Origin of the sequence: Streptomyces glaucescens, from assembly GCF_000761215.1 — a bacterium.
Classification (GTDB): Bacteria; Actinomycetota; Actinomycetes; order Streptomycetales; family Streptomycetaceae; genus Streptomyces; species Streptomyces glaucescens_B.
The window spans coordinates 738,754-764,239 of record NZ_CP009438.1; the positions used below are offsets into that span (position 1 = coordinate 738,754).

20 protein-coding genes and 1 pseudogene are annotated in these 25,486 nt (G+C 74.7%); 4 read left to right on the plus strand and 17 right to left on the minus strand.

What is annotated here, in order from left to right; all coding sequences use genetic code 11:
- The first annotated feature begins 23 nt into the window (after positions 1–23).
- Positions 24–794 (plus strand): GntR family transcriptional regulator, encoded by a 771-nt coding sequence (locus tag SGLAU_RS03205; protein ID WP_043498179.1) that lies wholly within the window; start codon positions 24–26, stop codon positions 792–794.
- 17 nt (positions 795–811) lie between these two features.
- Here SGLAU_RS03205 and SGLAU_RS03210 read toward each other — a convergent pair.
- Together SGLAU_RS03210 and SGLAU_RS03215 are read right to left on the minus strand one after the other, a co-directional pair.
- A pseudogene (locus SGLAU_RS03210) lies at positions 812–1,540 on the minus strand (methyltransferase domain-containing protein).
- A gap of 24 nt (positions 1,541–1,564) precedes the next feature.
- On the minus strand, positions 1,565–2,107 hold the full coding sequence (locus SGLAU_RS03215) for a GNAT family N-acetyltransferase (RefSeq protein WP_043498181.1): 543 nt from the start codon (positions 2,105–2,107) through the stop codon (positions 1,565–1,567).
- Between the two features lie 437 nt (positions 2,108–2,544).
- Between SGLAU_RS03215 and SGLAU_RS03220 the strand changes: the two genes are divergently transcribed.
- Positions 2,545–3,765 (plus strand): D-alanyl-D-alanine carboxypeptidase family protein, encoded by a 1,221-nt coding sequence (locus tag SGLAU_RS03220; RefSeq protein WP_052413588.1) that lies wholly within the window; start codon positions 2,545–2,547, stop codon positions 3,763–3,765.
- On the opposite strand, the gene SGLAU_RS03225 is transcribed toward SGLAU_RS03220, so the two are convergent.
- The 5 genes from SGLAU_RS03225 to SGLAU_RS03245 form a co-directional block, all read right to left on the minus strand.
- A complete protein-coding gene (locus SGLAU_RS03225) occupies positions 3,734–4,657 on the minus strand; it encodes a glutaminase (protein ID WP_099052757.1) in 924 nt (307 codons plus the stop codon). The genes SGLAU_RS03220 and SGLAU_RS03225 overlap by 32 nt on opposite strands.
- Positions 4,658–4,721: 64 nt before the next feature.
- Positions 4,722–6,131, minus strand: coding sequence for an aspartate ammonia-lyase (gene aspA / locus SGLAU_RS03230; protein ID WP_043498185.1), 1,410 nt, complete (start codon positions 6,129–6,131; stop codon positions 4,722–4,724).
- 303 nt (positions 6,132–6,434) lie between these two features.
- A complete protein-coding gene (locus SGLAU_RS03235) occupies positions 6,435–7,445 on the minus strand; it encodes an asparaginase (RefSeq protein ID WP_043506207.1) in 1,011 nt (336 codons plus the stop codon).
- Positions 7,446–7,489: 44 nt separating this feature from the next.
- On the minus strand, positions 7,490–8,938 hold the full coding sequence (locus SGLAU_RS03240; protein ID WP_043498188.1) for an amino acid permease: 1,449 nt from the start codon (positions 8,936–8,938) through the stop codon (positions 7,490–7,492).
- Positions 8,935–9,612 (minus strand): FadR/GntR family transcriptional regulator, encoded by a 678-nt coding sequence (locus SGLAU_RS03245; RefSeq protein ID WP_043498190.1) that lies wholly within the window; start codon positions 9,610–9,612, stop codon positions 8,935–8,937. The genes SGLAU_RS03240 and SGLAU_RS03245 overlap by 4 nt, the downstream gene beginning before the upstream one ends.
- Positions 9,613–9,872: 260 nt before the next feature.
- Between SGLAU_RS03245 and SGLAU_RS03250 the strand changes: the two genes are divergently transcribed.
- Together SGLAU_RS03250 and SGLAU_RS03255 are read left to right on the plus strand one after the other, a co-directional pair.
- Complete coding sequence (locus SGLAU_RS03250) at positions 9,873–10,094, plus strand: hypothetical protein (protein ID WP_043498192.1); 222 nt, start codon at positions 9,873–9,875, stop codon at positions 10,092–10,094.
- A 44-nt stretch (positions 10,095–10,138) separates the two neighbouring features.
- Entirely contained in the window at positions 10,139–12,082 is a 1,944-nt protein-coding gene (locus SGLAU_RS03255; RefSeq protein WP_159072757.1) for an aKG-HExxH-type peptide beta-hydroxylase, read from the plus strand.
- Here the strand turns inward: SGLAU_RS03255 and fxsT are convergent.
- From fxsT to SGLAU_RS03305, 10 genes are all read right to left on the minus strand, one after another.
- The gene (fxsT, locus tag SGLAU_RS03260; protein ID WP_043498196.1) at positions 11,987–16,387 is read right to left on the minus strand and encodes an FxSxx-COOH system tetratricopeptide repeat protein; all 4,401 of its coding nucleotides are present in this window, start codon (positions 16,385–16,387) and stop codon (positions 11,987–11,989) included. The two genes, SGLAU_RS03255 and fxsT, sit on opposite strands and share 96 nt — an antisense overlap.
- Positions 16,384–17,514 carry an AAA family ATPase gene (locus SGLAU_RS03265; protein ID WP_052413589.1) on the minus strand — a complete coding sequence of 377 codons (1,131 nt, stop codon included), beginning with the start codon at positions 17,512–17,514 and terminating at the stop codon, positions 16,384–16,386. Before SGLAU_RS03265 ends, fxsT begins: the two co-directional genes overlap by 4 nt.
- Positions 17,511–19,001, minus strand: coding sequence for an effector-associated domain 2-containing protein (locus tag SGLAU_RS03270; RefSeq protein ID WP_043498198.1), 1,491 nt, complete (start codon positions 18,999–19,001; stop codon positions 17,511–17,513). The genes SGLAU_RS03265 and SGLAU_RS03270 overlap by 4 nt, the downstream gene beginning before the upstream one ends.
- Positions 18,998–19,408: a hypothetical protein gene (locus SGLAU_RS03275; RefSeq protein ID WP_052413590.1), complete on the minus strand. Its 411-nt coding sequence runs from the start codon at positions 19,406–19,408 to the stop codon at positions 18,998–19,000. Before SGLAU_RS03275 ends, SGLAU_RS03270 begins: the two co-directional genes overlap by 4 nt.
- 182 nt (positions 19,409–19,590) lie before the next feature.
- On the minus strand, positions 19,591–19,965 hold the full coding sequence (crcB, locus tag SGLAU_RS03280; RefSeq protein ID WP_043498200.1) for a fluoride efflux transporter CrcB: 375 nt from the start codon (positions 19,963–19,965) through the stop codon (positions 19,591–19,593).
- Positions 19,962–20,309 carry a DUF190 domain-containing protein gene (locus SGLAU_RS03285; protein WP_043498202.1) on the minus strand — a complete coding sequence of 116 codons (348 nt, stop codon included), beginning with the start codon at positions 20,307–20,309 and terminating at the stop codon, positions 19,962–19,964. The genes crcB (SGLAU_RS03280) and SGLAU_RS03285 overlap by 4 nt, the downstream gene beginning before the upstream one ends.
- Positions 20,306–20,770: a fluoride efflux transporter CrcB gene (crcB, locus tag SGLAU_RS03290; protein ID WP_043498204.1), complete on the minus strand. Its 465-nt coding sequence runs from the start codon at positions 20,768–20,770 to the stop codon at positions 20,306–20,308. Before crcB (SGLAU_RS03290) ends, SGLAU_RS03285 begins: the two co-directional genes overlap by 4 nt.
- A gap of 381 nt (positions 20,771–21,151) precedes the next feature.
- Positions 21,152–21,439, minus strand: coding sequence for a helix-turn-helix domain-containing protein (locus SGLAU_RS03295; protein ID WP_043498206.1), 288 nt, complete (start codon positions 21,437–21,439; stop codon positions 21,152–21,154).
- A 225-nt stretch (positions 21,440–21,664) separates the two neighbouring features.
- Positions 21,665–23,245 carry an arabinogalactan endo-beta-1,4-galactanase gene (locus SGLAU_RS03300; protein WP_043498208.1) on the minus strand — a complete coding sequence of 527 codons (1,581 nt, stop codon included), beginning with the start codon at positions 23,243–23,245 and terminating at the stop codon, positions 21,665–21,667.
- A 146-nt stretch (positions 23,246–23,391) separates the two neighbouring features.
- Positions 23,392–25,416, minus strand: coding sequence for a beta-galactosidase (locus SGLAU_RS03305; RefSeq protein ID WP_043498210.1), 2,025 nt, complete (start codon positions 25,414–25,416; stop codon positions 23,392–23,394).
- Between the last annotated feature and the right edge of the window lie 70 nt (positions 25,417–25,486).

The following is a 25,486-nucleotide window of genomic DNA, read 5'->3' on the forward strand; positions in this document are numbered from 1 at the left end:
CGTCACCAACAGGAGGGCGCGGCATGGCCCGCCACACCCCGCACGATCACCCGCACACCGCCGGCCGGCCCGCGCACCGGTCCGGCGACCGGCCCCTCTACTGGCGGATCGCCACCGAACTGCTCGGCGAGCTGCGCGACGGCACCATCCCGCCCGGCGAACGGCTGCCCGGGGAGCGGCAGCTCGCCGAGCACTTCCGGGTCAGCCGGGAGACGGTACGGCAGGCGCTCGACGTCCTGCGCCGCGACGGCCTGGTCGCCACCGACCGGCGGGGCAGCCACGCCACCCTCCCCGGCCCGCCGGTCGAGCACCCCACCTCGCTCGCCTTCCCGGTCGGCGCCCGCCGCCCGGCCGACCCGCGCGCCGTCGACCGGGCCACCGTCGCCTGGGAGGCTCCGCCGCCCGGGCACGCCGAGGCGCTCGGGCTGGCCCCGCACCGGCCCACCCTGGTGCACCGCTACGAGTCGGCCGGCGCGGACGGCCGGGGCCGGCGCCGCGCGGTGTCCTCCTTCTCGGCGGTGGCGCTCGCCGAGGTCGCGGAACTGGGCCGCTACCGCGACCGCGCCGACGGCACGTCCTCCGTACAGCTGCGGCGCGCCTACGACTGGATGCGCCGGGCCGGCCTGACCCTGCACCACCGGGACACCATCACCCGCCTCCCGGACGCACCGACGGTCCGGGTGACCCGGCTGGTGCAGGACCAGTACGCCCGGCCGCTGGAGATCACCGACCTCGTCGTGGACGCCCAGCGGGACGCGCTGGTCTACGAGTTCACCCTCCCGGCGGCGGTCTGACCCGGTCCCGCCGCGCGCTACGGGAGCCGCCGGGCCCTCACCGTCCGGACCCGAGGGCTCCCGTCCCGCCGGTGCCCGGCCTCCGGCAGGCGGGCAACTCCACGGCGAACCCGGCCCGTTCCGGCTCGCGCCGGACCCGTCCGAGCCCGAAGGTCCGGCAGTACATCACGAACGGCGGCCGCCGGACGGCGTCGCGCACCCGCATCACCGCGTCGAAGCCCAGCCGCGTCCAGCAGATCCGTGAACCGGGCCGCGGCGGGGCGACGAGCGGGAAGGCGAACCGGCCGCCCGGCCGCAGCACACCGTGCACCTGCGCGACAGGCCCGGCAGCTCCGCCGGGAGGAAGTGGCCGAACGTCCCGGGGCCGGCCACGAGGCCGAAGGCGGGCCCGAACGGCAGCGCGCGGGCGTCCGCCCCGACTCAGGCGAGGCACGGACCGCCCGCGGGCGGCGGGACCCGCCGCCGGGCCACCGCCAGCATGCCCGCGCTGAAGTCCACCCCGGTGCCGCTCCGCGTGCACGGCCGGGTCAGCACGGTCACGCCCGCGCCGGTGCCGCAGCACAGGCCGAGCCCGGTCCCGTACGGGCCGGTCCGGGCCAGTGCCCGCGCGACGGCGTCCGGGACGGAGTCCGGGCGCGGAACGGGGTGTGGTCGAACCCGGGCGCGAGCAGGTCGTAGCCGCGCTCGACCGACGACAGCGCCTGGACGGCGAGTTCGCGCAGACGGGCCCCTCCGGGACCGAACATCACCGCCGGCTTACGGCGCCTGCCTCACCCGGCCCGGCCGGACAGGTCGGCGGGGCGGATCCGGTAGACCTGCAGGCGCAGGTCGTAGTACTTGGCCGTCTCGCCGACCCACTGCATGCCGAGCCGTCGCGCGGTCGCGACGGCACGCCGGTTGGCGGGCCGGGCGACCGCGAACAGCTCGTCGGTGTCGTGGTCGAACGCCCAGCCGATCAGGGCCCGGGCGGCCTCGACGGCGTACCCCCGGCCCCAGGCCTCGGGCGCCAGTTGCCAGCTGACCTCCAGGTCGTCCTCGTACGGCGGCAGCAGCCGGATGCCGAGTCCGCCGACGACCGTGCCGTCGTCTCGGCGCTGCACCGCCCAGCGTCCCCGGGGCGGCACCAGGTTCGGCCGGCTCTCCTCCCACGCCTGGAGCAGACAGCGCATGGCGGCGGTGTCCCGGACCCGGTCCATCGCGGGCGTGAGCCAGTGGGCGACGTCCGGTGAGCCGTAGATGCCCAGGGCGGCGTCGGCGTCGGCGACGGTCCAGTCACGGACGACCAGCCGGTCGGTGGTCAGCACAGTGTCCATGGTCCGAGGTGTACCGCGCCGGCGGCCCGGCCGCCCCGCCGGGCGGGCGGCCGGGGCGGGCTGCGTGCAGTCACCGGGAGCGGGACACGCCGCGGGGAACGGGGGCGCGTCCGGGGGCGTTCGCCCACCGCCCTCGCGACGGCGCCGGCGGGGACCGGCTCCCGGGGGCCGCCGCGTACCCCGTCGAGGAGAGAGCACCGGCGGCACGGAGCCGCGCCTCGGCCGCGCCCTCGCCGCGCGCCGGCTCTCCCGGTCGCGCCGTCCTGCCGCGGAGGCGCGAGACCCCGGGCGACGCGGCGTTCCCGCGACGCGGCCGGCCGGCGCCGCCGGCCCGATCCGGACGGCGGGACCGGCCGCGTGCGGCATCCGGGTGCACGCGCTCCGGGCAACGGCCCGGGCAGCGCGGCGCACGCCGGAAGCGTTCCTAGGTTGCCTGTATGACGATCGGATTCTCATCCCGGATGTCGGTGGCGACCTGCGGTTTCTGCCTCGTCGGCGTCCTCGGCCTGGCGCCCGCCGCCGTGGCCGCCCGGGCCGCCGCCGACCCCGGCGCGCCGGGCGGACCGGCGGCGGCCCCGCGGCCGTCGCTGCTGTACCGGCCCGGGACGCACGTCCGGCCGCGCGCCGGCGCACCGAGGCTTCCGGACGTCTCCGCCCGGTCCTGGCTGGTCGCCGACGCCCGCACCGGCGAGGTGCTCGCCGCGCACGACGCACACCGCAAGCTGCCGCCCGCGAGCACCCTGAAGACCCTGTTCGCGCTCACCGTGCTGCCGTCGCTGCCCGGCGGCATCCGGCACCGGGTCGGACCGGAGGAACTCGAGGGCATCGGCGCGGGCAGCAGTCTGGTCGGCGTCGCCGAGGGCCGCGCCTACCGGGTCACCGATCTGTGGCGCGGGGTCTTCCTCAGCTCCGGCAACGACGCCGTGCGGGTGCTCGCCGCGCTCAACGGCGGCTGGCGGACCACCGCCCGGCGGATGCAGGCCAAGGCCCGCTCGCTGGGCGCGCTCGACACGCGGGTGGTGTCACCCGACGGGTACGACGCGCCGGGCCAGGTGTCCTCGGCCTACGACCTGACGGTGTTCGGGCGGGCCGGGCTGCGCAGCGCGGACTTCGCGCGGTACTGCGCCACGGTCGAGGCCGACTTCCCGGGGCGCGGCGGCCGGGTCTACCCGATCCGGAACACCAACCGGCTGCTGACCGGCGCCGACGGCGTGGAGCGGTACCGGGGGCTGATCGGCGTCAAGAACGGCTACACCAGCCGCGCGGGCCACACCCTGGTCGCCGCGGCGCGCAAGGGCGGGCGGACCCTCGTGGTCACGGTGATGAACCCGCGCGAGGGCGACGGGTTCGCCGTCTACGAGGAGGCGCGGTCACTGCTGGACTGGGGGTTCGGCGCGGCGGGCCGGGTGGATCCGGTGGGCTCGCTGGACGCCCTGCGGACCCCGCCCCGGCCGGGTCCCGACCCGGCGCCGGCCGTGCCGGCCGGTGCCGCCCCCGGTTCCGGGCCCGGCTGGGCGAGGCCGGCGGCGGTCGTGGGCGCCGCCGGGCTGGGCGCCGGGGCGGTCGCGCTGGTGCTGCGGTTCCTGGACGCGCTGGGCCTCCGGGGCGGCCGGGGCGGCCGCGCGGTCAGAACACCGACAGACCCGTCAGGGTCGTGAAGCGGTCCAGGGCCGCCACCCCCGCCACCGAGTTGCCGCGCTCGTCGAGCCCCGGGCTCCAGACGCAGAGCGTGCAGCGGCCCGGGACGACCGCGATGATGCCGCCGCCGACGCCGCTCTTGCCGGGCAGGCCGACGCGGTAGGCGAAGTCGCCCGCCGCGTCGTAGGTACCGCAGGTCAGCATGACCGCGTTGACCTGCTTGGCCTGGCTGCGGCTCAGCAGCCGGGTGCCGTCCGCGCGGACGCCGTGCCGGGCCAGGAAGGCAGTGGCCAGGGCCAGGTCGGCGCAGGACGCCCGCAGGGAGCACTGCCGGAAGTACTGCTCCAGCAGCACCGGCACCGGGTTGTCGATGTTGCCGTACGACGCCATGAAGTGGGCGAGGGCCGCGTTGCGGTCACCGTGCGCGGCCTCGGAGGCGGCGACCTCCTCGTCGTACGACATCCGCGGGTTGCCCGACTCGGCGCGCAGGAACTCCAGGAGGGTGCCCGACGCGTCACCGGTACGGGTGTGCAGGCGGTCGGTGACCACCAGGGCGCCCGCGTTGATGAACGGGTTGCGCGGGATGCCGTCCTCGTACTCCAGCTGCACCAGCGAGTTGAACGGGTTGCCGGACGGCTCGCGGCCCACGTGCTCCCAGAGTTCGTCGCCCTCCCGGGCCAGGTCCAGGGCGAGGGTGAAGACCTTGGTGACGGACTGGGTGGAGAACGGCTCGCGCCAGTCCCCCACGCCGTACACCGCGCCGTCCGGTTCCGCCACGGCCATGCCGAAGCGGCGCGGGTCGCAGGCGGCGAGCGCCGGGATGTAGTCGGCGGGCCGGCCGCGGCCGGGGGTGTGCTCGATCTCCTCGGCGATGCGCTCCAGGACCGGCAGGAAGGTCGTCGGCGACGTCATGACCGGTATTCTTCCTCCGGGTCGTTCCTGGCGCGCATCGGTGTGCCGGTCGGGGTCGCGCGGGTCAGACGGTGGGTGAGCCGTTGCCGGCGAGCACCTCGGGCCGCAGGAGCGCGGTCAGCTTCTCCTGGGGCAGCAGGCCCTTCTCCAGGACCAGTTCGGCCACGCCCCGGCCGGTGGCGAGGGCCTCCTTGGCGATGCCGGTGGCGGCCGTGTACCCGATGTGCGGGTTCAGGGCGGTGACCAGGCCGATGGAGTTCTCCACGCTCGCCCGCAGCACCTCGGTGTTGGCGGTGATGCCGGCCACGCAGCGTTCGGCGAGGGTGACGCAGGCGTTGCGCAGGTGGGTGACGGACTCCGAGAGGGAGTGCAGGATGATCGGCTCGAAGGCGTTCAGCTGGAGCTGGCCCGCCTCCGCCGCCATGGTGATGGTGACGTCGTTGCCGATCACCTCGAAAGCGACCTGGTTGACGACCTCCGGGATCACCGGGTTGACCTTGCCCGGCATGATGGACGAACCCGCCTGCACCGGGGGCAGGTTGATCTCGCCGAGGCCCGCGCGCGGTCCGGAGGACAGCAGCCGCAGGTCGTTGCAGCTCTTGGAGAGCTTGACGGCGATCCGCTTGAGCACGCCGGACATCTGGACGAAGGCGCCGCAGTCCTGGGTGGCCTCGACCAGGTTGGCGGCGGTGACCAGGGGCAGGCCGGTGATGTCGGAGAGGTGGCGGCGGGCCGACTCGGCGTAGCCGCGGGGCGCGTTGAGGCCGGTGCCGATGGCGGTGGCGCCCAGGTTGATCTCGTGGATCAGCTCGACGGCCTCCGCGAGGCGGCTGCGGTCCTCGTCGAGCATGACGGCGTAGGCGGAGAACTCCTGGCCGAGCGTCATGGGGACGGCGTCCTGGAGCTGCGTGCGGCCCATCTTCAGGACGTCGCGGAACTCGACCGCCTTGCGGGCGAACGCGTCCTGGAGCACCGACATCGCCTTGAGCAGGCCCCGTACCGCGAAGACCGTCGCGATCTTGACCGCGGTCGGGTAGACGTCGTTGGTGGACTGGCCGAGGTTCACGTCCTCGTTGGGGTGCAGGTGCGCGTACTGGCCCTTCTCGTGGCCCAGCAGCTCCAGTGCCCGGTTGGCGACGACCTCGTTGGCGTTCATGTTGGTCGAGGTGCCGGCGCCGCCCTGCACCACGTCGACCACGAACTGGTCGTGCAGTTCGCCGGCGCGGATCTCGCGGCAGGCCGCGACGATCGCGGCGGCCTTGCGCGGCTCCAGCAGGCCCAGTTCCTCGTTGGCGAGCGCGGCGGCCTCCTTCACCGCGGCCAGGGCGGTGATCAGGTGCGGGTAGGCGGAGATCGGGGTGCCGGTGATGGCGAAGTTCTCCGTGGCGCGCAGGGTGTGCACGCCCCAGTAGGCGTCGGCGGGGACGTCCCGGTCGCCGAGGAGGTCGTGTTCGCTGCGGGTGGCGGCGGTCATGGGTGTCTGGGTCCTCTTCGAGGGGTGCGGGTGCCGGTGCGGTGCGGCTGGGGTGAGGGTGGGGCGGGTGGGGTGCGGCGGTGAGGGTGCCGGGGCCCCGCGGCGGTCTGCGCAGGGTATGCCGTGGCTCGTGCGGCGTCCGTCGACCGTGGGGTGGGGCCGCGGCGGGGGGTGTCCGTTCCCGGTCCGGCGGCTCGGTGGGACGTCAGGTGCCGGCGTCGGCACCGGCCGCCGTGGGCGGACGCCCCCGCCGGGTGTCCCGATCGCCGTGCCCGGCCGCGGGACGCCCGGCGGGGAGGAACGTCACGGCGTGGGCGTCAGCGGGTCCAGGGCTCGGGCCGGGCGGATCTCGCCCACCGGGATGCCACCGCCGAGCAGGGGCTCGCCGGCGAACTCCTTGAGCCGGGACGGGTCGACGCCTGCCCGGGCCAGGGCCGCGGCGGCCACGGGGACGCGCGCCCGGCCCGCGCCGTCGGCGATCTTGACGGCGATCGCACGGCCGTCGGGCAGCGCTGCCACCTGGACGCCCTCGAAGCCGTCCTTCGCCAGCAGACCGGGGACGGCCCGCATCAGGGCGGCCACGTCCCGGGCGGAGCCGGAGGCCATCTCGGCGTGCTCGCGCATCGCGTCGGCGACGCGTGCCTCCGGTGTGCCGGGCGCGGCGGTGGTGATGCGGGCGGCGGCGCGGGCGAGGCCGTGCAGCGAGACGGCGAACAGCGGTGCGCCGCAGCCGTCGACGGTCACGTGGGCGATCCGCTGGCCGGTCAGGTCCTCCACGATCTCGGCGATCGCCTGCTGGAGGGGGTGGGCCGGGTCGAGGTAGTCGTCCAGGGGCCAGTCGTTGAGCTTGCAGGTGTACAGCATGGCCGCGTGCTTGCCCGAGCAGTTCTGCGCCAGGCGCGACGGCGGCCGGTTCTCGCGCACCCAGACGTCCCTGACCGCCGGGTCGAACGGCAGGTCCGGCGTGTTGCGCAGGTGGTCCTCGGTGAGCCCGGCGAGTTCCAGGATGCGGCGGGTGCCGGCGAGGTGGCGTTCCTCGCCGGAGTGGCTGGCGGCGGCGAGCGACAGCAGTTCGCCGTCGAGCGGCAGGCCGGCCCGGACCATGGCGACGGCCTGGACCGGCTTGATCGCGGAGCGGGGGTAGAAGGCCGCCTCGACGTCACCGGTGGCGAAGGTGACGCGTCCGTGGACGTCCAGGACGACGACCGAGCCGTAGTGGGTGCCTTCGACGATCCCTCCCCGGACGAGGTGGGCGACGGGGGCGTGGCGGGGTTCGCGGGCGGGGGGTGCGTCCGCGACGGAACTGCTGTACATCACTGCCTGGTTCTTCGGTGGTTGGGTGTCGGCCGGGGCGTGGTTCACACGTCGGCCTTGGCGGGGTTCCCGACGCGGCCGCGGATGGCGAACCAGCCGGCGACCAGGGCGGCGACGATCAGCGGCAGGCACAGCACGGTGGTGCGTCCGGCGCCGCCGTCGGCGTACATGAGGACCAGGACGGAGGCGAGGAAGGCCAGCGTCACGGTCTCGGTCCAGGGGGAGCCCGGCAGGCGGTATGCGGGGCGGTCGAGTGCGCCGCTGCGGGTCCTGCGCCAGAACAGCAGGTGGCAGACCATGATCATGCCCCAGGTGGCCAGGATGCCGAGGGCGGCGAAGTTGAGGACGATCTCGAAGGCGTCCTTGGGGACGACGAAGTTGAGGCCGACGCCGAGGACGCAGATGCCGCTGGTGAGGAGGATGCCGCCGTAGGGGACCTGGCTGCGGCTCATGGCACCGGTGAACCGGGGGGCGGAGCCGTGCACGGCCATGGAGCGCAGGATGCGTCCGGTCGAGTACAGGCCGGAGTTGAGGGAGGACATCGCCGCGGTGAGCACGACGAGGTTCATGATGCCGCCGGCGGCGGGGATCCCGATGTTGGAGAGCACGGTGACGAAGGGGCTCTCGCCCGCCTTGTAGGACGACCAGGGCAGCAGCATGGACAGCAGCAGGACCGAGCCGACGTAGAAGAGGCCGACGCGCCACATGATCGAGTTGATCGCCTTGGGCATGATCTTCTCGGGGTTCTCGGTCTCGCCGGCGGCGACGCCGACCAGTTCGACGGAGGCGTAGGCGAAGACCACACCCTGGATGATCAGCAGCATGGGCAGCAGGCCGTTGGGGAAGACGCCGCCGTTGTCGGTGATCAGCGACGGGCCGGGGGTGTGGCCGTCGACGGGGTGCTGGGTGACCAGCAGGAAGATGCCGATGCAGAGGAAGACGACGAGCGCGCCGACCTTGACGATGGCGAACCAGAACTCCAGTTCGCCGAAGATCTTCACGGAGATCAGGTTCACGGTGAGGACGACGGCGAGCGCGACAAGTGCCAGCACCCACTGGGGGATGTCGGAGAACAGGCCCCAGTAGTGCGTGTAGGTGGCGACCGCGGTGATGTCGGCGATGCCGGTGGTGGCCCAGTTGAGGAAGTACATCCAGCCGGCGGTGTACGCGCCCTTCTCGCCCATGAACTCACGGGCGTAGGAGACGAAGGCGCCGGAGGAGGGCCGGTAGAGCACGAGTTCGCCGAGGGCGCGCACGACGAGGAACGCGAAGACGCCGCAGACGGCGTAGGCGATGAAGAGGGAGGGACCGGCGTCGGCGAGGCGGCCGCCGGCGCCGAGGAAGAGGCCGGTGCCGATGGCCCCGCCGATGGCGATCATGTTGACGTGCCGGGACTTCAGGGACTTGCTGTAGCCCTCGTCTCCGGCGTCGACATGGCCGGAACGTTTCTGCACGTCGGACCGCACGTCATTGTGCAGGGACTGCTCGCTCACGCCTCGGATCCGCCTTCCATGGGGGTGTCCGTGCGCGCGGGGCGCACGATGTCGGTGAGGGTGGTCTCCACGCGGTCGAGGTGGTGCGACATCGCCTCGACGGCGTCGTGCTCGGAACCGTCGATCAGTGCCTCGACGATCGCCCGGTGCTCGCGGTTGGACTGCTCGCGCCGTCCGCCCAGCTCGTTCAGGAACGCCGACTGGCGGGCCAGGGCGTCCCGGATCTCCTCGATCACCCGGCGGAACACCGGGTTCTGCGCGGCCTCGGCCACCGCCAGGTGGAAGAGGGTGTCCATCGCCACCCACGCGGTGGTGTCGGTCTCCCGCTCCATGCGGTCGAGGAGGTGGGCGAGGTGATCGAGGTTCTCGGGGGTGCGGCGCAGCGCCGCGTACCCGGCGACCGGGATCTCGACGTGCCGGCGCACCTCCAGCAGGTCGCTGGCCGCGTAGTCGCCGAAGGTGGGGTCCTCGACGCTGTCGGCGACCACGAACGTGCCCTTGCCGGTCTTGGCCACGGTGAGCCCCAGCGCCTGCAGCGCCCGCAGCGCCTCGCGCAGCACGGGCCGGGAGACCTCCAGGGTGCGGCACAGCTCGGCCTCGGAGGGCAGCTTGTCGCCGATGGCGTACTCGCCGCGCTCGATGGCTCCGCGCAGGTGGCCGAGCACCGCTTCCATGGCGCCGACCCGGCGCGGGAGGGGACGGGCTGTCTGGCTGTCTGACAGGTTCACGGGGGACGATCCTCCGGGGCGCCCGGCGCGCTGTCAAGACCGGGGAAAGAAGACATTCATGCGGACGGGCGCCTGAAAGAAGACTTCCCGACGCGCCCCGGTGCGCCTCCCTGCCGCCTCCGAGCGCAGCATGTGCGCCAACACCCCTTGCTGGTCTGTCTTTTGACGGTCTTCCCGGAGGCTGTGGCTTCCGTCACCATGGGGGCATGGCGGACATCGGGACATCAGCGAAGACCTTGCAATCGGACCTCATCGACCTGTCGGACGTACCCCTGGCCCGGCTGGGAGAGGTCGCTCTCCTGCCCGCGGCCGTCACCGGCCTCCTCGACGGGCTCACGGCCTCCCCCACGCCTCTGTGCGAGGGCCAGATGGCCGCGCTGTGCGGCACGGCACCCTGGGCTCCCGGTGGTACGCCGCGTGAGAGTTGAGCGGCCCTGAGCGCTTCCGGCTGCCGCTGAGCACCATCACGGCGGTGGCCACGGGGCAGCTGGACGACGCCGACCTGGCGCTGCTGCGCTCGTCGGAGCGCAGCCGTCTGCTGCTCGCCCTCGCGGCGATCCTCGCTCACGTCGGCCGCGCGGAGGAGGTCCCCGGACCGGCCGCCGCCCGGCCCCTGCGGCCCGCCGCCGCGTGGGAGCTGCTGGCCACCGTCCAGCGCGCCGACCCGGCGGCCGTCGAGGCGGTGCTGGCCGACCCGGCCGTCGGCCTGTGGGCGTTTCCCGTGCTGCGCAAGCTGCGCCATGGGGCCGCCGCGGTCGGCGCGCAGATCCCGGCCTGGGCGGCGGCCTCCGTGTTCGCCGCGCTGGCGGGTGCCGCGGCCGTACGGGCGGGGGTGCGCACCACGGTCCGGGTCCCGGCCCACCACGGGCGGGTGTGGCTGCCCTCGCTGGGGGTGACCGACCCGGTGGGCCGCGGCACGTGGGCGGTGGCGACGCTGGACCACGGTCCGAACGGCACGGTGGTCTTCGGTGAGAACGGCTCGGTGCGGCTGCCGGACGATCCGGCGCGGGTCGCGGACGGCTGGCACCCGCTGCCGCGTCCCGGGGGCGCCGGCGGGCCGTACGGCACGGGCGCGGTCGCCCTCGACCACCTCAGCCCGTTCCGCGACTTCCGCTCCCTGCGCGAACCGGCCCCGCTCGCCCCCCGGGACCTGGAGCGCTGGCACGAGCTGCTGGCCGAGAGCGACGCCCTGCTGAGGCGGGAGCAGCCGGACGCGCACCGGCTCGTCTCGGGCACCGTCCGCACGATCGTGCCGGTCGAGGGGCCCAGCCCGCTGCGGGTGGTCAGCGCCACCGATCCCGACGCGCCCGGCGCCGTCACCATGTCCCTGCCGCTGGACGCCGCGGCGATGGCGGCCGTGCTGATCCACGAGGCCCGGCACAGCCTGCTCGGTTCCCTGGCCGCCCTGGTGCCGCTGCTGGTACCGGTGCAGGAGGGACCGGAGCCGACCTACTTCGCCCCGTGGCGGGCGGACCCCCGGCCGCTGCGCGGTCTGCTCTTCGGCACGCACGCCTTCGCCGGGGTGATGGCGTTCTGGCGGGCCCGGCGTGCCGTCGAGGGCGACCGGGCGGAGTTCGAGTACGCGCTCCACCGCCACCAGGTCCGCCCCGCCCTCGCCGCGCTGCGCAACGCCGGCGGTCTGACCCCGGCCGGCGGTCTGATCGTGGAGGGCCTCGCCGCGTCCGTCCACGGCGGCCCCCGGTGCGCGCGACGCCGCTCCCCCGCCCCGGCCGCCGGCGGGGGCGGGCCGCAGCACGGCGGCGTGACGCCCCGGCATCTGGCCGCACTCGCCCACGACGACGAGCGGGCCGCGTGGCGGGTCGCCCATCTGGTCGTCGACGACGACGACGCGCTGGCCCTGGCCCGGCGGCTGCTGGCGGGCCGGCCGGCTCCCGCCCAGTTGCCGCCGGCCCGCCTGCGGCCGCACGCGAGCGGCGCCCCGCGGCCCCCCGACCACCCGGCGGCCCGGACCTGGCTGGCCCGCCTGTGGTGCACCGACCGGCAGGCCTTCGCGGCCGTCCGCCGGGCGCTGGCCCGGGGACGCGGCCACCCGCTGGGCGTCAAGGGCGCGACCCTCGCGGACGCCCTGCTGGTCGCGGGCGACACGGCCGCGGCGCTGCACCGGTTCCGCCGGCAGCCGCCGTCCCCCGACGCGTGGACCGGGATCGGCCTGGCCCAGCGGTCCGGCCCCGCGCGGCTGCTGGTGGAGCGTCCGGAACTGGTGCTCGCGCTGCACGAGGCGCTGCTGCGGCTGGGGGCGCCGCCGCCCGGCGCCGAACGGCTCGCCGGCTGGCTGGGCGCGGGCGCGCGGCCCCCGGGCTCAGATGCTCAGCGCGTCGATGTCGCAGTTGGCCCGGATGCCGTTGGCGGCGTCCTTGGTGGCCTGGTGGTCGGGCCCGAGCACCCGGCGGAATGAGGCGAGCGCCCGCTCGTAGTGCTCCTTCGCCTCCAGCGTCCGCCCCAGCCCCTTGAGGTCGTACGACAGGTTCAGCCGGACCGCGAGCGTCGAGGGGTGTTCCTCGCCGCGGGCCTCGACGCTCTGCCGCAGCACCTCGGCGTCGATGTCATGGGCCTGGCTCACCTCGCCCAGGGCGAAGTGGTCGCTGGCCAGGTTGGTCCGGGCGAGCAGGGTGCGCGGATGGCGTTCGCTCAGCACCCGGCTGAGTCCGGTCACCGACTCCTCGTCGAGCGCGCGCGACTCCTCGATGTGCCCGAGCAGCCTCGACGTCACGGCGAGGTTGGTGACGGTCGCGTAGGTGTGCGGGTGCTCGGGGCCGAGGATCTCCCGGACGTACGTCATGGTCTGCCGGCCGAGCGCGGCGGCCCCGGCCAGGTCGCCGGTCTGCCGCAGGTCGGTCGCGTGGTTCAGCGCCGCCCGGACGGTGTCGAGCGACTTCTCGCCCTGCTTGCGCCGCAGCAGGTCCAGCACCCTGCCGGACAGCTCGAACGCGCCGGTGTGGTCACCGGTCTTGCGCCGGGTGACGGAGAGTTCCCGGGTGATCCAGACGGTCAGCGAGTGCTCCTCGCCCAGCATCTGCACCGCGCGCTCCCGCAGCGCCTCCTGGCCTTCCAGCGCCTCCCGGAAGCGGCCCAGCTCCTGGAGATCGATGTAGAGCTGGTGCAGGGTGCTCAGGGTGAGCAGGTGGTCGTCGCCGATGACCTCGACCCGGCGCTGGTAGGTGTCCTCGTCCAGTTGCCGGGCCTGGGTGACGTCCCCCGCCAGCCTCAGGCTGACCGCGTAGTTGTGCGCCGCCTGGAGGGTGCTGGGGTCGTCGGGCCCCTGCTCCCGCAGCGTCGTCTCGTACGCCTGCTGGTCCAGTTCCCGGGCGCGGTAGAAGTCGCCGCGGGCGCGGAGCACGATCGCCAGGACGCTGAGGGCGCGCTGGGTGGCCTCGTGCCGTTCGCCGAGGACCCGCCGGTAGCGGTCGACGAGCTCGGACTGGACCTCGTACGCCTCGGTGTAGCGCCCGAGCCAGCGCAGGGTCTCGGCGCGCACCTGGTCGATGGAGAGCACGTGCTCGTGGTCGTCGCCGAGGAGGGCGCGCCAGCGCGCCGCGGCGTCCTCGGCGGCCTCGAGCGCGGGTTCGTAGTCGCTGCGGGCGAGCAGGAACCGCGCCTCGTTGAGGACGAGTTCGCGGACCCAGCCCTCCTGGCACTCGACCATGCCGGAGGCGCGTACGTGCGGCAGCAGGGCCGAGTAGCGCGGCCACATGGTGGAGCGCTGCGGGTTGCGGGGGTCCGCGTGGGCCAGGATCTCGTGCGCGCAGTGCCGCATCTCGGCGCGTTCGCGGCTGTTCATCTGCTCGATGAGCACGCGCTGCACCAGGCGGTGCACCTGGATGGTCGACTTGCGGTGGTCGATGCGGGCCAGGGCATAGCGGCCGATCTCGCGGACCGCGCGCGCCAGTTTGATGGGATCGTCCAGCGCCTCGCGCAGGGCGGCCGGGGCGGTGACGCCGCGGACGGCGGAGAAGAAGTCCCAGTCGATCGGCTCGGGGGCGAAGAACGCGCAGACCTGGAGGAGCTGGAGGGCCGCGGGGTGGTCCTCGCGCAGCCGGTCCAGCGAGAGGTTCCAGGCGGCGGCCACCGGCAGGTCGTAGTCGGCGGGCGGGTCCACCCGCAGCAGTTCGGCGTACTTCGTCTCGAAGAGATCGAGGTACTGGTGGACCGGCATGCCGGTCTCCGCGAGCCACACCGCGGCCTGCTCGACGGCCAGCGGCAGATCTCCGAGGGAGTCCGCGAGCCGGTCGGCCGCGTCCTCGGCAATGTCCGGACTGCGTCGTTTGATGAGCGCGACGCTTTCCTCACGTGCAAACACATCGACCTCTAGGGAATTGGCCAGGCTCGACCACTGAGCGTTACGGGAGGTGACCAGCACTCGCCCCGGCCCGTCGTTGGGGAAGAACTGCCTCACCTCCTGAGGGTTCTCCGCGTTGTCGAAGACCAGGAGCCAATTCGAGTAGGGTTCGCCGACCCTCAAGGCCTCCAGGACGGCGGGCACGGCGCTTCGGTCGGCGCCCGCCCGCAGGTTCATCTGTTCCCCGAGTTCGATCAGGGACTGCACGATCAGGTTGGTCTGTTCGGCTGGAATCCACCAGATCAGCCGGTAGTCGCGACTGTGCCTGTACACGTGTTCGATAGCGATCTGGGACTTCCCGACCCCGCCCATGCCGTGCAGGGCTTCGGGGAGGACCGCGGTCGTCCCCTCGGTCAGTCTCCGGTTGAGCTGTTCGAGGAGTTCCTCGCGACCGGTGAAGTTCCGGTTCCGCTGCGGCACGTTGCCCCACAGGCGCGGCGGCACATCCGTACGAGCGACGGTCGGGACGGGCTGCGACGCGGTGGACACGGAACCTCCTGGGGCTTCCAGCGACGGGTCTGTCTCCTGTCCGGGCGGGGCAGGAGGCTGCGAGTGCGGACGGTCACCAACCGTAGGGGACACCTCACCCTCTGTCACTTCGTCGGGCGGGGGTGAGGAGTCCGCTTCGTGCAGGAGCCTGCGCAGCCGTCCGGCCCGTGCCGAGTAGGGGCCGGACAGCGCGGCCAGGGCCGACTGGAGGGGGCGCACGAAGGGCAGGGTGGCGGCGGTGACCGGGGGATCCGGGGCGTTCAGACGCCACTCGACCAGGCGCTCCCCGCCCGCCGTCCCGGCGGCCAGCCGGGGGCCCAGATGCGCGGCGACCTGGCGCAGCACGGTCAGGGTCTCGGCCCGGGTGCCGAGACCCAGCAGCTCCTCCCTGACCCCCTCCTCGAAGTCGTAGGAGACCAGCCGGTCGTCCTCCGCGTCGATCCGCCGGTCGGTGCGGCGCAACAGCCCGAACAGGGCGATCTCGGCGAGGTTCCACGCCTCGGCGCCGGGCAGCGACTTCTGGATCAGCCGCATCACCGGCAGGTTGAGCGGCGCGGCCGCGAGGCGGCGGGCCAGCGCCACGGCGTTCGGTGACGCCCGGGCCAGGAACTGCCGGACCGCGTCCCGGCCCCGCGCGGGCGGGCTCTCCGGCAGGGGCGGGTGCTGCCGGGACGCACCGAGGTCGCCGCGCGGCCCGGTGAGCAGGACGGCCGTCTCGTGCTGCCTGCCCTGCGCCGCCACCAGACGCGCCCAGCGTCCGAGGGAGCCCGGCGTCAGTTCCAGCACCGGCACCGGCACGGCCTCGTCCGGATGTCTCGGCGGCAGGGGGTCCAGGGTGATGCCGGGGCTGTCGGTGCTCAGCACGCTCAGCCGCCGGTTCGGCACGGCGGGGTGCGGGGCGTCCAGTCGCGCCCGGACCGCGCTGGGCAGGGTGAACTCCCAGACCTCCTGCGGCATGAGGCTGAGCACGGCGGTGGGGCGGGTCCCGGCGCTCGCGCTCAGGAACGCGGCCGCGTTGCCGTTGCGCCAGGACTGCGCGAACCCGTCGGTGACCACCAGCAGCAGGTCGTCCCGTCCGGCGCCCGCCGTGGGGGCCCGGCGCCGCTGCCGGCGCACCAGGGAACCGGCGGTGGCGACGTCGAGGGGGGCGACCGTGATGCGCTGGAACGCCGCCGTCTGCTCCAGCAGGCCCCGCAGGGCGCGGACCGTGTCGGCCCACAGCTCCATCGAGGGGTGGGTGTCGACCAGCAGGGTGAGGCTGAGCCGCCGCTCGTCCGGCTGGCGGCAGACCGGGAGCCACAGGTCGTCGGCGGCGATCCGGTCGGCCGTGGCCTCCTCGTCGAGCTCCTGCGCGCCCGGTTCCGGCCGGCGCAGGCGCAGCGGCCGTAACGCGCGGGCGAGGGCCAGTCCCCCGCGGGCCGGTGGTGAGGAGGCCCCGGCCGCCGCGTCGGCCCCGGGGGACGTCCTGAACACCGGCGTGCCGGCGCCGGACGTCGTGCGGTCCACCGCTCCGGGGCCCTCGGCCACCTCGGAGGCCGGCCCGCGGTCCGGCTCGTCGCCGTGCGCGGAATCGTCCGCGGTCACCGGCGGCGGGGCGGGTGGCTCCTCCCGCGAGTCGCCGGGCGCGTCCCGGGCCGGGCCGCCGGTGGCGTCGCCGCCGGGCGCGGTGTCCTCTCGGCGCCGGTCCCGCGGCGGCCTCGGGGGTGCCTCGGTCCGGCCGCCGCCGGGGCGGGCCCGGGCCGGACCCGCGCCCGGGCGCCGGGGGGCCCAGTCCCGGTAGGGGGCCGCGGCGTCCTGGCAGGCCGCCAGGTAGACGGCGTCCCTCAGCTCGTCCCAGGAGACCCCGGCAGGCGACGGTTCCGCGGGGTCGCTCATTCCGGCCTCACCGCGGGAGCCGTCCCGTCCAGCCGGTGCCAGATGGCCTCGGTGAGGTGCTGCAGCCCTTCGTCGTCGCCGCCGGTGCGCGTGGCGGCCAGGTGAAAGGCGTTGAGGAGCTGGTCGATGCTGAGTCCGCCGCGTTCCCGGCTGCGCTTGAGGAAGTTGGCGATGAGCGTGCCGCCCCACTCCTGCGCGGCCTCCGCCCCGAAGTGCGCGGCCACCATCCCGGCCAGGTCGTCGTCGCCGGGTTCCGGCATCTGCAGCAGCAGACAGCGCCGCAGGAACGCGGGCGGGAACTCGCGTTCGCTGTTGGACGTCATCACGATCAGCGGGAAGGCACGGCACTTGACCACGCCCGCGGTGATCTCGGCCTCGCCCTCCGGGTCGTCCGTCTGCACCGTGACGACCGGGTTGCGCCGCCGGGCGCGCCGCAGCTCCGGGATGGTGAACGTGCCGTCCTCGAACACGCTGAGCAGGTCGTTGGCGAGGTCGAGGTCGCTCTTGTCCAGTTCGTCGATCAGCAGGACGCGCGGTTCCTCGTACGGCAGCAGGGCCGTGCCGAGCGGGCCGAGCTGGATGTAGTCCCCGATGTCGGGCGGTGCCGTGGGGCCGTGCTCCGCCGGGGTGTCACCGGCCGCGGCGCGCAGTGCGGCGGTGTCCTGCACACGGCCGATCGCGTCGTACTCGTACAGTCCGCGCTGGAGCGTGGTCCGGCTCGTGATGTGCCAGCGCAGCACCCGGCCGAGCCGTAACTCCCGGCTGATCCGGTAGGCGAGGCTGGACTTGCCGGTGCCGGGACGGCCGCTGACGAGGAGCGGGCGGCGCAGCAGCAGGGCCGCGTTGACCAGGTCCGCCTCCCGGCGCGCGTAGGCGGGGGCGTAGCCGGCGGGCCGGTGGCCGCCCAGCCGGCGGGCGGTCTCCGCCTCGTCGGCGGGTGGCGGCGCGGTCACGGGCCCGCCGTGGAACGCCCGCCACGGCGGGGGCGGCGGGAGGAGTTGCCCCAGGGTGGTGTCGGGCAGCGGCTCACCGGTGCCCCGGTAGATCCACCAGCGCGGCCGTTCGCCGTCGCGGGCGGGCGGGGCGGCGTCGGGGTGGGGTACGGACGTGTCGTCAGGTGGCGTCACTGGCCCTCCTCCTCCGTGCGGGCGGCCTCCTGGCCCCTGCCTGGGGAAGCGACGGGCATGCGGTCCGGGTCGTCCCACAACAGCGCCACGTGCGGGCCGACGACGGCGATCGTCCCAGCATCGCGGTCGGCGGCCGCGATGCGCAACGCCCTGACCACGCCGGGCAGTCCGCGCGGGTCGTGGCGCTCCAGCAGGGTGCGCAGTTCGGCCCGGAAGGCGGGGTCCGCACGGCCTCTGCGGTCCCACAGGACGATCGGCACGCCCGCCCGCAGCGCTTCTCCCAGTTCGTCGGTGCGCCGCTGCGCGGCGCCGTCCCGCCCGGCGCTGCCCGGCGCCTCGCTGAGCACGACGACCGCCGGCGGCGGCTCGGACAGCAGGTGTGCCCGGCCGTCCTCGGGGAACCAGTGGACCCGCCCGGCCTTTCCCTCGGTGAACGCGCGCCATCGGCTCCCCCAGCGGCCGTGCAGGTCGCGCCGGTCGTGCCGGTCCAGGCTGCGCAGGACGACGTGATGATCCTCCCCCAACACCCCACCCACTCCTTGAAAAGCGGCCTTGCGCCATCGTTCCACGCGCAGGTCCAGCAGGGCACGCGGAAGGACGAACTCGATCGCGATGTCCGTCTTCAGATATGCCCAATCGCTCTCCGCTCGATGGATGAGTCGACGCACGGCCCGTTCCGCGTGCTCCAGGGGCACGCGCCGGTCCGCGCCCCGCTGCTGCTGCCCCGGGTGCGTGCGCCACCAGTGGGACAGCAGGACCTCGGTCCGGGTGTCGGAGTCGAGCAGCGGCCGCAGGCGCAGCACCAGGCAGCTGGTGGGGTTCCAGACGTCGCCCGGGTGGCGGGCCGGGGCCTGCCCGGGCTGCTCCTGCCCGGGGTCCCGGGGCGTGGGGAGGGTGTCGTGCGCGTCCGCCCAGTCGGCGAGGGCGAAGTCGCGGCCGCCGCCGGCCGGGACGAGCTGCCGCAGCAGCTGGAAGCAGGGCAGGCTCTCTCCGGGGCGGGCGTTCAGCGTCGCGGCGTGCAGGAAGACCGACCAGGGTTCGGTGCAGTGGGCCGGCGGGCCGGGGCGCCCGCGGACGCCGAGGAACCGGGCGTACCAGCGGCGCAGGTCGGGCACGCGGACGCCGTCGAGGAGGGTGAACACCTCGTTCCACTCCTCGGCGTCGAACAGTTCGACCTCCCAGGCGGCGACGGCCACCTTCAGTCGCTGGATCGCCGTCGTGTTGCCCTCGCGGACCTCCAAGTGGCGTACCAGCGGGGCGAGTCCGTCCGGCCGGTGGCACATCTCCTCCATCAGCTGCACGAGGAGCGCACGGCGTGACATCGGCACGGTGCTGTCGACGGCGGCGCGGGAGCGCGGGCCGAACCGGTGGACCATGTGCCCGAAGGCGAGCGGGTCCAGCAGCGCGCAGACGTCGTCCACCGCGTCCACCAGGTAGCGGGGCAGTTCCCGTGGCGCGTCGTCGGCGCGCTCCCCCGGCCCGGTCATCCGCGCTCCCCCCGGCCGGTCTCCCGGGCGTCGGCGAGGAGCCCGGCCGGACTGCCGCGGGGGTGGCCGGCGAGGGCGGCACGCCGGCCGTCCCCGGGGAGCCGGCGGGCGAGGGGCAGGGGCCCGGTGCCGGCGGGGAGCCGGCAGGTCTCGCCGTGCGGCGCGAGGACCGCGCGGCCGCGGCTGTCCGGGAGCCGGGCGCCGGGCCCGGGGCCGTCCGGCGCGGTGATGCGCGGCCGGCCGTCCGGCAGCGGGACGGCGCCGCTCCGCCGGCCGCTCCCCGGCAGGCCGACGCCCAGCCGGCCGGCGGCCGCCGACGGCGCGTCACCGGGCGGGAGTGACGCCGCCTCGACGACATGGGCGCGGGTGATCACGTGCGGTCCCGCGCCGGCCGGGGCGACCAGCACCCCGGCACCCCATAAGGAGCCGTCCTGGGACGGCACCCGGTTCCGGCCTCGCTTCGGCCCCACAGTGATCGTCTCCCCCGCACGTCACGCATGTGCCCGAACTTGTTCCCCCAGTGTAAAGAGGCCATTCGCGTTCGGTGTGGTGTCGTGCGCCGGCCGTCCCCGCCGTGGTGAGCGTGCGTTCACGCGCACAGCGCCCGGGCCAGCGCGTATCCCCCGAACGCGGCCCCGAGTCCGGCCGCCACGCTGCCCGCCGCGTTGGCCGCGGCGGGCAGCCGGGCCCCGGACTCGACGAGCCGCAGGGTCTCGTAGGAGAAGGTCGAGTAGGTGGTCAGGGCGCCGCACAGGCCGGTGCCGAGGAAGAGCCGGAGGGAGGAGCCGGCCGCCCCGGCGGCGGTCGCGCCGGTCAGCAGGCCGAGGACGAGGCAGCCGGTGACGTTGACGGCGAAGGTGCCCCAGGGGAAGACGGAGTCGTGGCGGGACTGCACCGCGCGGTCGGTGAGGTAGCGCAGCGGGGCGCCGATCATGCCGCCGACGACGACCAGCAGCCAGTTCACTCCGCGTCCTCCCGGGCGGCGGGCCGCACGATCTCGCAGGGGTCGAGGGTCACCAGCCCGCCGGTGACCAGCCCGTCCAGTTCCGGCAGGAAGGCGCGTACGCGGTCCTCGGCGTCCACGACGACGACGGCCACCGGCAGGTCGTCGCTGAGGGACAGCAGCCGGGAGGTGTGCACGACGCGGGAGGCGCCGAAGCCCTCGACGCCGTGGAAGACGCTGGCGCCGGCGAGGCCGGCCGCGTGGGCCCGGTGCACGATCTCCGCGTACAGGGGCCGGTGGTGCCAGGTGTCGTGCTCGCCGACGAGGACGGTCAGCCGCAGGGCACGGCCGGCCGGCCGGGTCATCGCCGCCTCCCGGGCAGCAGCCGCCGGGCCGCGGTGGCGGCGAGCCAGACGGCGGTGAGGGCGGCGCCCAGGGTCGCGGCGAGGTAGGCGGCGGCCGTGCCGGGACGGCCGGCCTCGACGAGCCGCTGGATGTCGACGGCGTAGGTGGAGAAGGTGGTGAAGCCGCCGAGCACCCCGGTGCCGAAGAACGGGCGCAGCAACGGGTGGGCGGGGCGCCGGCCCTCGGTGACGGCCACCAGGAAGACGCCGATCACGGCGCAGCCGGCGACGTTGACCCAGAAGGTCGCCCACGGGAAGCCGTCCGGTGCGGCCGGCCACCGGAGGGAGGCCGCGTAGCGGGCGCTCGCGCCGATGCCGCCGCCGAGCGCGACCACGGCGACCACCGGCGCCTGGGAGCGCCGGGCGGAGCGCCGCCGTACCGGGGCACGGGGCGCGGCGCGGTCGGTGCCGGGGGATGTCATGGTGGTGCCTCTCCTACTCGCCCGGGCCCTGGTACGCGGGCGACGCCCCGGCAGGCAAGGGACCGCCGGCCCGGCCGCCGCGTTCGCGCGCGGCGGGCCCCGCCGCCGCGCCGCGCGGTGATCACGGCCGGTCAACAGCCTAACGCCGGGCCGTCGCGGCGGTCACTTCGGCGCCGGCGGTGTGCTCGCGGGTGCCCGGCGCCCCGATCCCGCGGGTGACCCCCGGAGGGCGGCTGCGGGCATGCGTCGGGGCGCGGGGTGGAACAGGCGGCCCGGCCGGGACAGCCGTCCGCCGGGCCGGGAAAGCCGTCCGCCGGGCCGGGACGTCCGTCCGTCCGGCGAGCGGCGCGGTGGCGCGGTGGCGCGGTGGCGCCGAGACCGCTACCAGCCCTTCTCGAAGATCCGTGCCACCTCGGCGATCCGCACCTCATCGCGCCGGTAGTGGTCCCGGCCGTCGATCCGGCGGACGCGGAGCAGGCCGAGGGCGGTGAGGAGGGTGAGATGGGTGCGGGCGACCGGGCCGGGCACGCCCAGCACGGCGGCCACGGCATCGGCGGGGACGCCGTCCGCGAGGAGATCGGTGCCGTGGGACGGCGGGAAGTGGGCGGCCGGGTCCCTGAGCCACTCCAGGATGCGCAGCCGGGTGTCGTGGGCGGGAGTCCTCAGCATCTGTCCCCCTCCGTCGGGCGCCTCACTGGGCCGTCTTTCCCTGCGCGGCGGAGGCTGAGACGTCGGTTCCCGGACGTGCCGCCCCTGTCCGGTGTCGGCCCCCCTTCCCCCGCGGTGCGGGGAACGGCGGGGGCCCGGCCGCGGAGGCGTGCCCTCTCGCGGCCGGGCCCCGGGTGCGCCGGGCGGCAGTGGCCGGACCGGGTCAGCCGGCGCCGGCCGTACGGATCAGCGGTGGCCGAACCACGCCATCGCCGGGAGCGCCCGGTCGTCGTAGCCGAACAGGGCCTGGTTCTCCCAGCCGTTGCCGGAGGACGGGTCGGTGGGGTCCCAGCCGTTGCCGGTCACGGCCGTCCAGGTGGCCTCCCAGTAGAAGACGCCGAGGCCGCGGCCGTTCGGTACGGCCTCCACGATGCTCGCGATGTCGTTCATCCAGCGGGTCTGCCCGGCGGGGGTGGCGGGGTAGCCCGCGACCAGTTCGCCGGGGAGGTCGATGATGTTCTCGTGCGCGTCCTCGCTGTCGAGCCGGAAGGGGTAGGCCGTCTCGGCGACGAAGACCGGCTTGCCGTAGCGGGCGGCGGCGTCGTCCAGGGTGGTCTGGAAGTCGTACAGCGAGCCGTGCCAGTAGCCGTAGTACGACAGGCCGATGGCGTCGAACTTGACGCCGTTGGCGACGGCCGAGTCGAACCACCAGCGGGTGCCTTCCAGATCGCCGCCCTTGGCGAGGTGCAGCGCCACGGTGGTGGCGGGGCTGACCGCCTTGACCGCGTCGTAGCCGGAGTTGAGCAGTCCCGCGAGCTGCGGCCAGTTGCCGGTGGAGCCCTCGTTCCACAGCATGCCGCCGTTGATCTCGTTGCCGACCTGGACCATGTCGGCGGTGGTGCCCTGGGCCTTCAGCACGCTCAGCACGTCGTGGGTGTGCTGGTACACGTCCGTCTTCAGCCGGCTGTAGGAGTGGCCCGCCCACGCGGCCGGCTTGGCCTGGGCGCCGGGGTCGGCCCAGGTGTCCGAGTAGTGGAAGTCGACGAGGAGCTTCATGCCCTGCGCCTTGATCCGCTTGGCCATGGCGAGCACGCGCGACTTGTCGTTGTAGCCGTCGGCCGGGTTCACCCAGACCTTCAGGCGGGCGTAGTTCATGCCCGCGTTCCTCATGACGGCGAGCGGGTCGGCCGCGGCGCCCGCGGTGGTGCGGTAGACGCCGCCCCTGGCCTCGCTCTTGGGGAGGGAGGAGACGTCGGCGCCGTGGATGGTGGTGCCCGACGTGCCCGGGGCGAAGGTCAGGTCGTCGACGTTGATCCAGTTGCCCGCGTTGGCGTCGCTGTTGATGCTGATCGTGCACTGGCCGGCGGTCACGCGGACCGGCACGACGATCCGGATCCACCCGCTCGCGGAGACCGGGAGGTCGGTGCGCTGTTCGGCGCCGCCGCAGTTCTTCAGGGCCAGGTACGCCGCGTTCTGGCCGCCGCCGGAGCGGACCCAGGCGGTCAGCCGGTACGTGCCGTTGGCGAGGCCGGAGAGGTACTGGTACGTCTCCACCTTGTAGGCGGTGGACGCCCAGTGGCTCAGCCGGTAGCTCCCGCCGTGGCCTCCGGCCTCGGTGAAGGAGGCGTCGGCCGCGCCGTACTCGGACCAGCCGGCGGGCGTGCCGGTGCCGGCTCCGCCGGACTCGAACCCGCCGTTGGTGAGGGTGCTCGCCGCCTCGGCGGGGTGCGCCGGGAGGGCGGTGAGGGCAAGTCCCGCGGCCAGCGGCAGCAGGAGGGCTCGCAGGCCGCGTCGCGGGTGCGGTGTCGTGCGTCTGGGATGGAACATCGTCGTCCGTCGTCCCTTCGACGTAACGGGGATGGGGATGCTCCGCACGTGGACTCCGCGGGAGTCCGTGCGGGGCGGCCCCTGCGCCCGCGGCTCGTGCGGCTCGCGCGGGCGGAGGGGAGTCGGTTCGGCCCCGGGGGCCGGATTCAGCCGTCGAGCCGGACGACCCGCACGGCTCCCGCGGGTACCTCGACACCGCCCGCGGCGCGTTCGCCGGTGAGCAGCTCGGTGCCGGGCGTCTCCAGCGGCACCTCGGCGTCGGTGCCGGTGTGGTTGAGGGCGAACAGGTAGGTGCCCGACTCGCCGGTGCGCAGCACCACTTCGACGTCGCGGGGCAGCCCGGTGCGCGGGGGGAGGCCCGCGTCCTCGGCGGCCCGGGCGAGCACCGCGTCGAGGCCGTCGGCGGCGAGCCGGGTGGAGACGTACCAGGCGGTGCCCTCGCCCAGGCGGTGCCGGGTGACCGCGGGGCGGCCGGCGGTGAGGCCGTCGGCGTAGCTCCACACGGTCTCGGCACCGCGCGGCACCACGAACTCCGTCCACACGTCGGCGGCCAGGTCGGGGACGCCGCCGGGGCCGGTGACGCGGACCGACTCGCCCTCCAGCAGCGGGGAGAACTCCTCGACGGTCAGGCCGAGGACGTCGCGCAGCGCGCCCGGGTGGGCGCCCTCGTGGACGGCGTCGTGCTCGTCGACGATGCCGGAGAAGTAGGACACCAGCAGGGTGCCGCCGTTCTCGACGTACGTCCGGAGATTGCGCCCGGCCGCCTCGGTCATCAGGTACAGCGCGGGCACCACGACCAGCGGGTAGGCGGACAGGTCGGCTTCCGGGTGGGCGAAGTCGACCGTGAGGTGGCGGTCGTAGAGCGCCTCGTAGAAGCTGTCGGCCCGCTCACGGGCGTCGTGGTCCTCGCTGGGCCGCCATTCGAGGTTCTGCGCCCACCAGGAGTGCCAGTCCCAGAGCACCGCCACGTCAGGGCGGGTGCGGGTGCCACGGATCTCGTGCAACGCGCCGAGCGACGCGCCCAGTTCGACGACCTCCCGCCAGACCCGGGTGTCGGTTCCGCCGTGCGGGACCATGGCCGAGTGGAACTTCTCGGCGCCGCGCCGGGACTGCCGCCACTGGAAGAACATGGCGCCCTCGGAACCGCGCGCCACGTGGGCGAGCGAGTTGCGGGCCATCTGGCCGGGCGCCTTGGCGGGGTTGCGGGCCTGCCAGTTCACGCCCGAGGTGGAGTGCTCCAGGAGCAGCCAGGGGGCGCCGCCCGCCACCGAGCGGGTGAGGTCGGCGGCCATGGCCAGGTTGACGTGGGTGCGGCGGCCGTCGGTGATGAGGTAGTGGTCGTTGGTGACGAGGTCGACCTCGCGGCCCCAGGCCCAGTAGTCGAGGGAGTCGCACTGGCTGAGCGCGGTCATGAAGTTGGTGGTCACCGGGACGCCGGGCGACAGGCGGTGCAGGATGTCCCGCTCGGCCACGAAGTTCTCGCGGATCGTGGCGTCGGCGAACCGCTTGTAGTCCAGGGCCTGCGCGGGATTGCCGGCGGTGGGGGTGACGCGCGGCGGGTTGATCTGCTCCAGGCCGGTGTAGCGCTGGCCCCAGAAGGCGGTGCCCCAGGCCTCGTTGACCGCGTCGACCGTGCCGTAGGCGTCCGCCAGCCAGCGGCGGAAGTGGGCGGCGCAGGAGTCGCAGTAACAGGCGGAGACCGGGACGCCGTACTCGTTGTGGACGTGCCACATCGCGAGGGCGGGGTGGTCGCCGTAGCGCCGGGCCAGCTCGGTGGTGATGCGCGCGGCGGCGGCCCGGTAGTCGGCGTTGCTGTGGCAGATGGCGCCGCGTGAGCCGAACTCGTAGCGGGTGCCGTCGGCGGTCACCGGCAGCGCCTCGGGGTGCTCGCGGTAGAACCAGACCGGGGGCACCACGGTGGGGGTGCCGAGGTCCACGCGGACGCCGTTCGCGTGCAGCAGGTCCAGCAGCCGGTCGAGCCAGCCGAAGTCGTACGCGCCGGGCGCGGGCTCCAGCAGCGCCCAGGAGAAGATCCCGACACTCACCATGGAGACGCCGGCCTCCCGCATCAGCCGGACGTCCTCCTGCCAGACGCTTTCCGGCCACTGCTCGGGGTTGTAGTCCCCACCGAAGGCGAGCCTCGTGAGGCCCTTGGGGGTGGTCTCCGGCATGGATGTCTCCCGATAAGTCGATCATTTGGGAACGTGCACACACAGCGGTGGCGGTGCGAGCCCAACATAA

What these genes read in the sequence shown, in the direction of transcription:
- SGLAU_RS03235 (WP_043506207.1), bottom strand. Translation starts at nt 7,445, where the DNA reads ATGTACAGCAGTTCCGTCGCGGACGCACCCCCCGCCCGCGAACCCCGC.
- SGLAU_RS03215 (WP_043498181.1), bottom strand. Translation starts at nt 2,107, where the DNA reads ATGGACACTGTGCTGACCACCGACCGGCTGGTCGTCCGTGACTGGACC.
- SGLAU_RS03300 (WP_043498208.1), bottom strand. Translation starts at nt 23,245, where the DNA reads ATGTTCCATCCCAGACGCACGACACCGCACCCGCGACGCGGCCTGCGA.
- SGLAU_RS03305 (WP_043498210.1), bottom strand. Translation starts at nt 25,416, where the DNA reads ATGCCGGAGACCACCCCCAAGGGCCTCACGAGGCTCGCCTTCGGTGGG.
- SGLAU_RS03220 (WP_052413588.1), top strand. Translation starts at nt 2,545, where the DNA reads ATGACGATCGGATTCTCATCCCGGATGTCGGTGGCGACCTGCGGTTTC.
- SGLAU_RS03285 (WP_043498202.1), bottom strand. Translation starts at nt 20,309, where the DNA reads ATGACCCGGCCGGCCGGCCGTGCCCTGCGGCTGACCGTCCTCGTCGGC.
- SGLAU_RS03295 (WP_043498206.1), bottom strand. Translation starts at nt 21,439, where the DNA reads ATGCTGAGGACTCCCGCCCACGACACCCGGCTGCGCATCCTGGAGTGG.
- SGLAU_RS03270 (WP_043498198.1), bottom strand. Translation starts at nt 19,001, where the DNA reads ATGACCGGGCCGGGGGAGCGCGCCGACGACGCGCCACGGGAACTGCCC.
- SGLAU_RS03225 (WP_099052757.1), bottom strand. Translation starts at nt 4,657, where the DNA reads ATGACGTCGCCGACGACCTTCCTGCCGGTCCTGGAGCGCATCGCCGAG.
- crcB (WP_043498204.1), bottom strand. Translation starts at nt 20,770, where the DNA reads ATGACATCCCCCGGCACCGACCGCGCCGCGCCCCGTGCCCCGGTACGG.
- SGLAU_RS03250 (WP_043498192.1), top strand. Translation starts at nt 9,873, where the DNA reads ATGGCGGACATCGGGACATCAGCGAAGACCTTGCAATCGGACCTCATC.
- fxsT (WP_043498196.1), bottom strand. Translation starts at nt 16,387, where the DNA reads ATGAGCGACCCCGCGGAACCGTCGCCTGCCGGGGTCTCCTGGGACGAG.
- aspA (WP_043498185.1), bottom strand. Translation starts at nt 6,131, where the DNA reads ATGACCGCCGCCACCCGCAGCGAACACGACCTCCTCGGCGACCGGGAC.
- SGLAU_RS03245 (WP_043498190.1), bottom strand. Translation starts at nt 9,612, where the DNA reads ATGGAAGCGGTGCTCGGCCACCTGCGCGGAGCCATCGAGCGCGGCGAG.
- SGLAU_RS03205 (WP_043498179.1), top strand. Translation starts at nt 24, where the DNA reads ATGGCCCGCCACACCCCGCACGATCACCCGCACACCGCCGGCCGGCCC.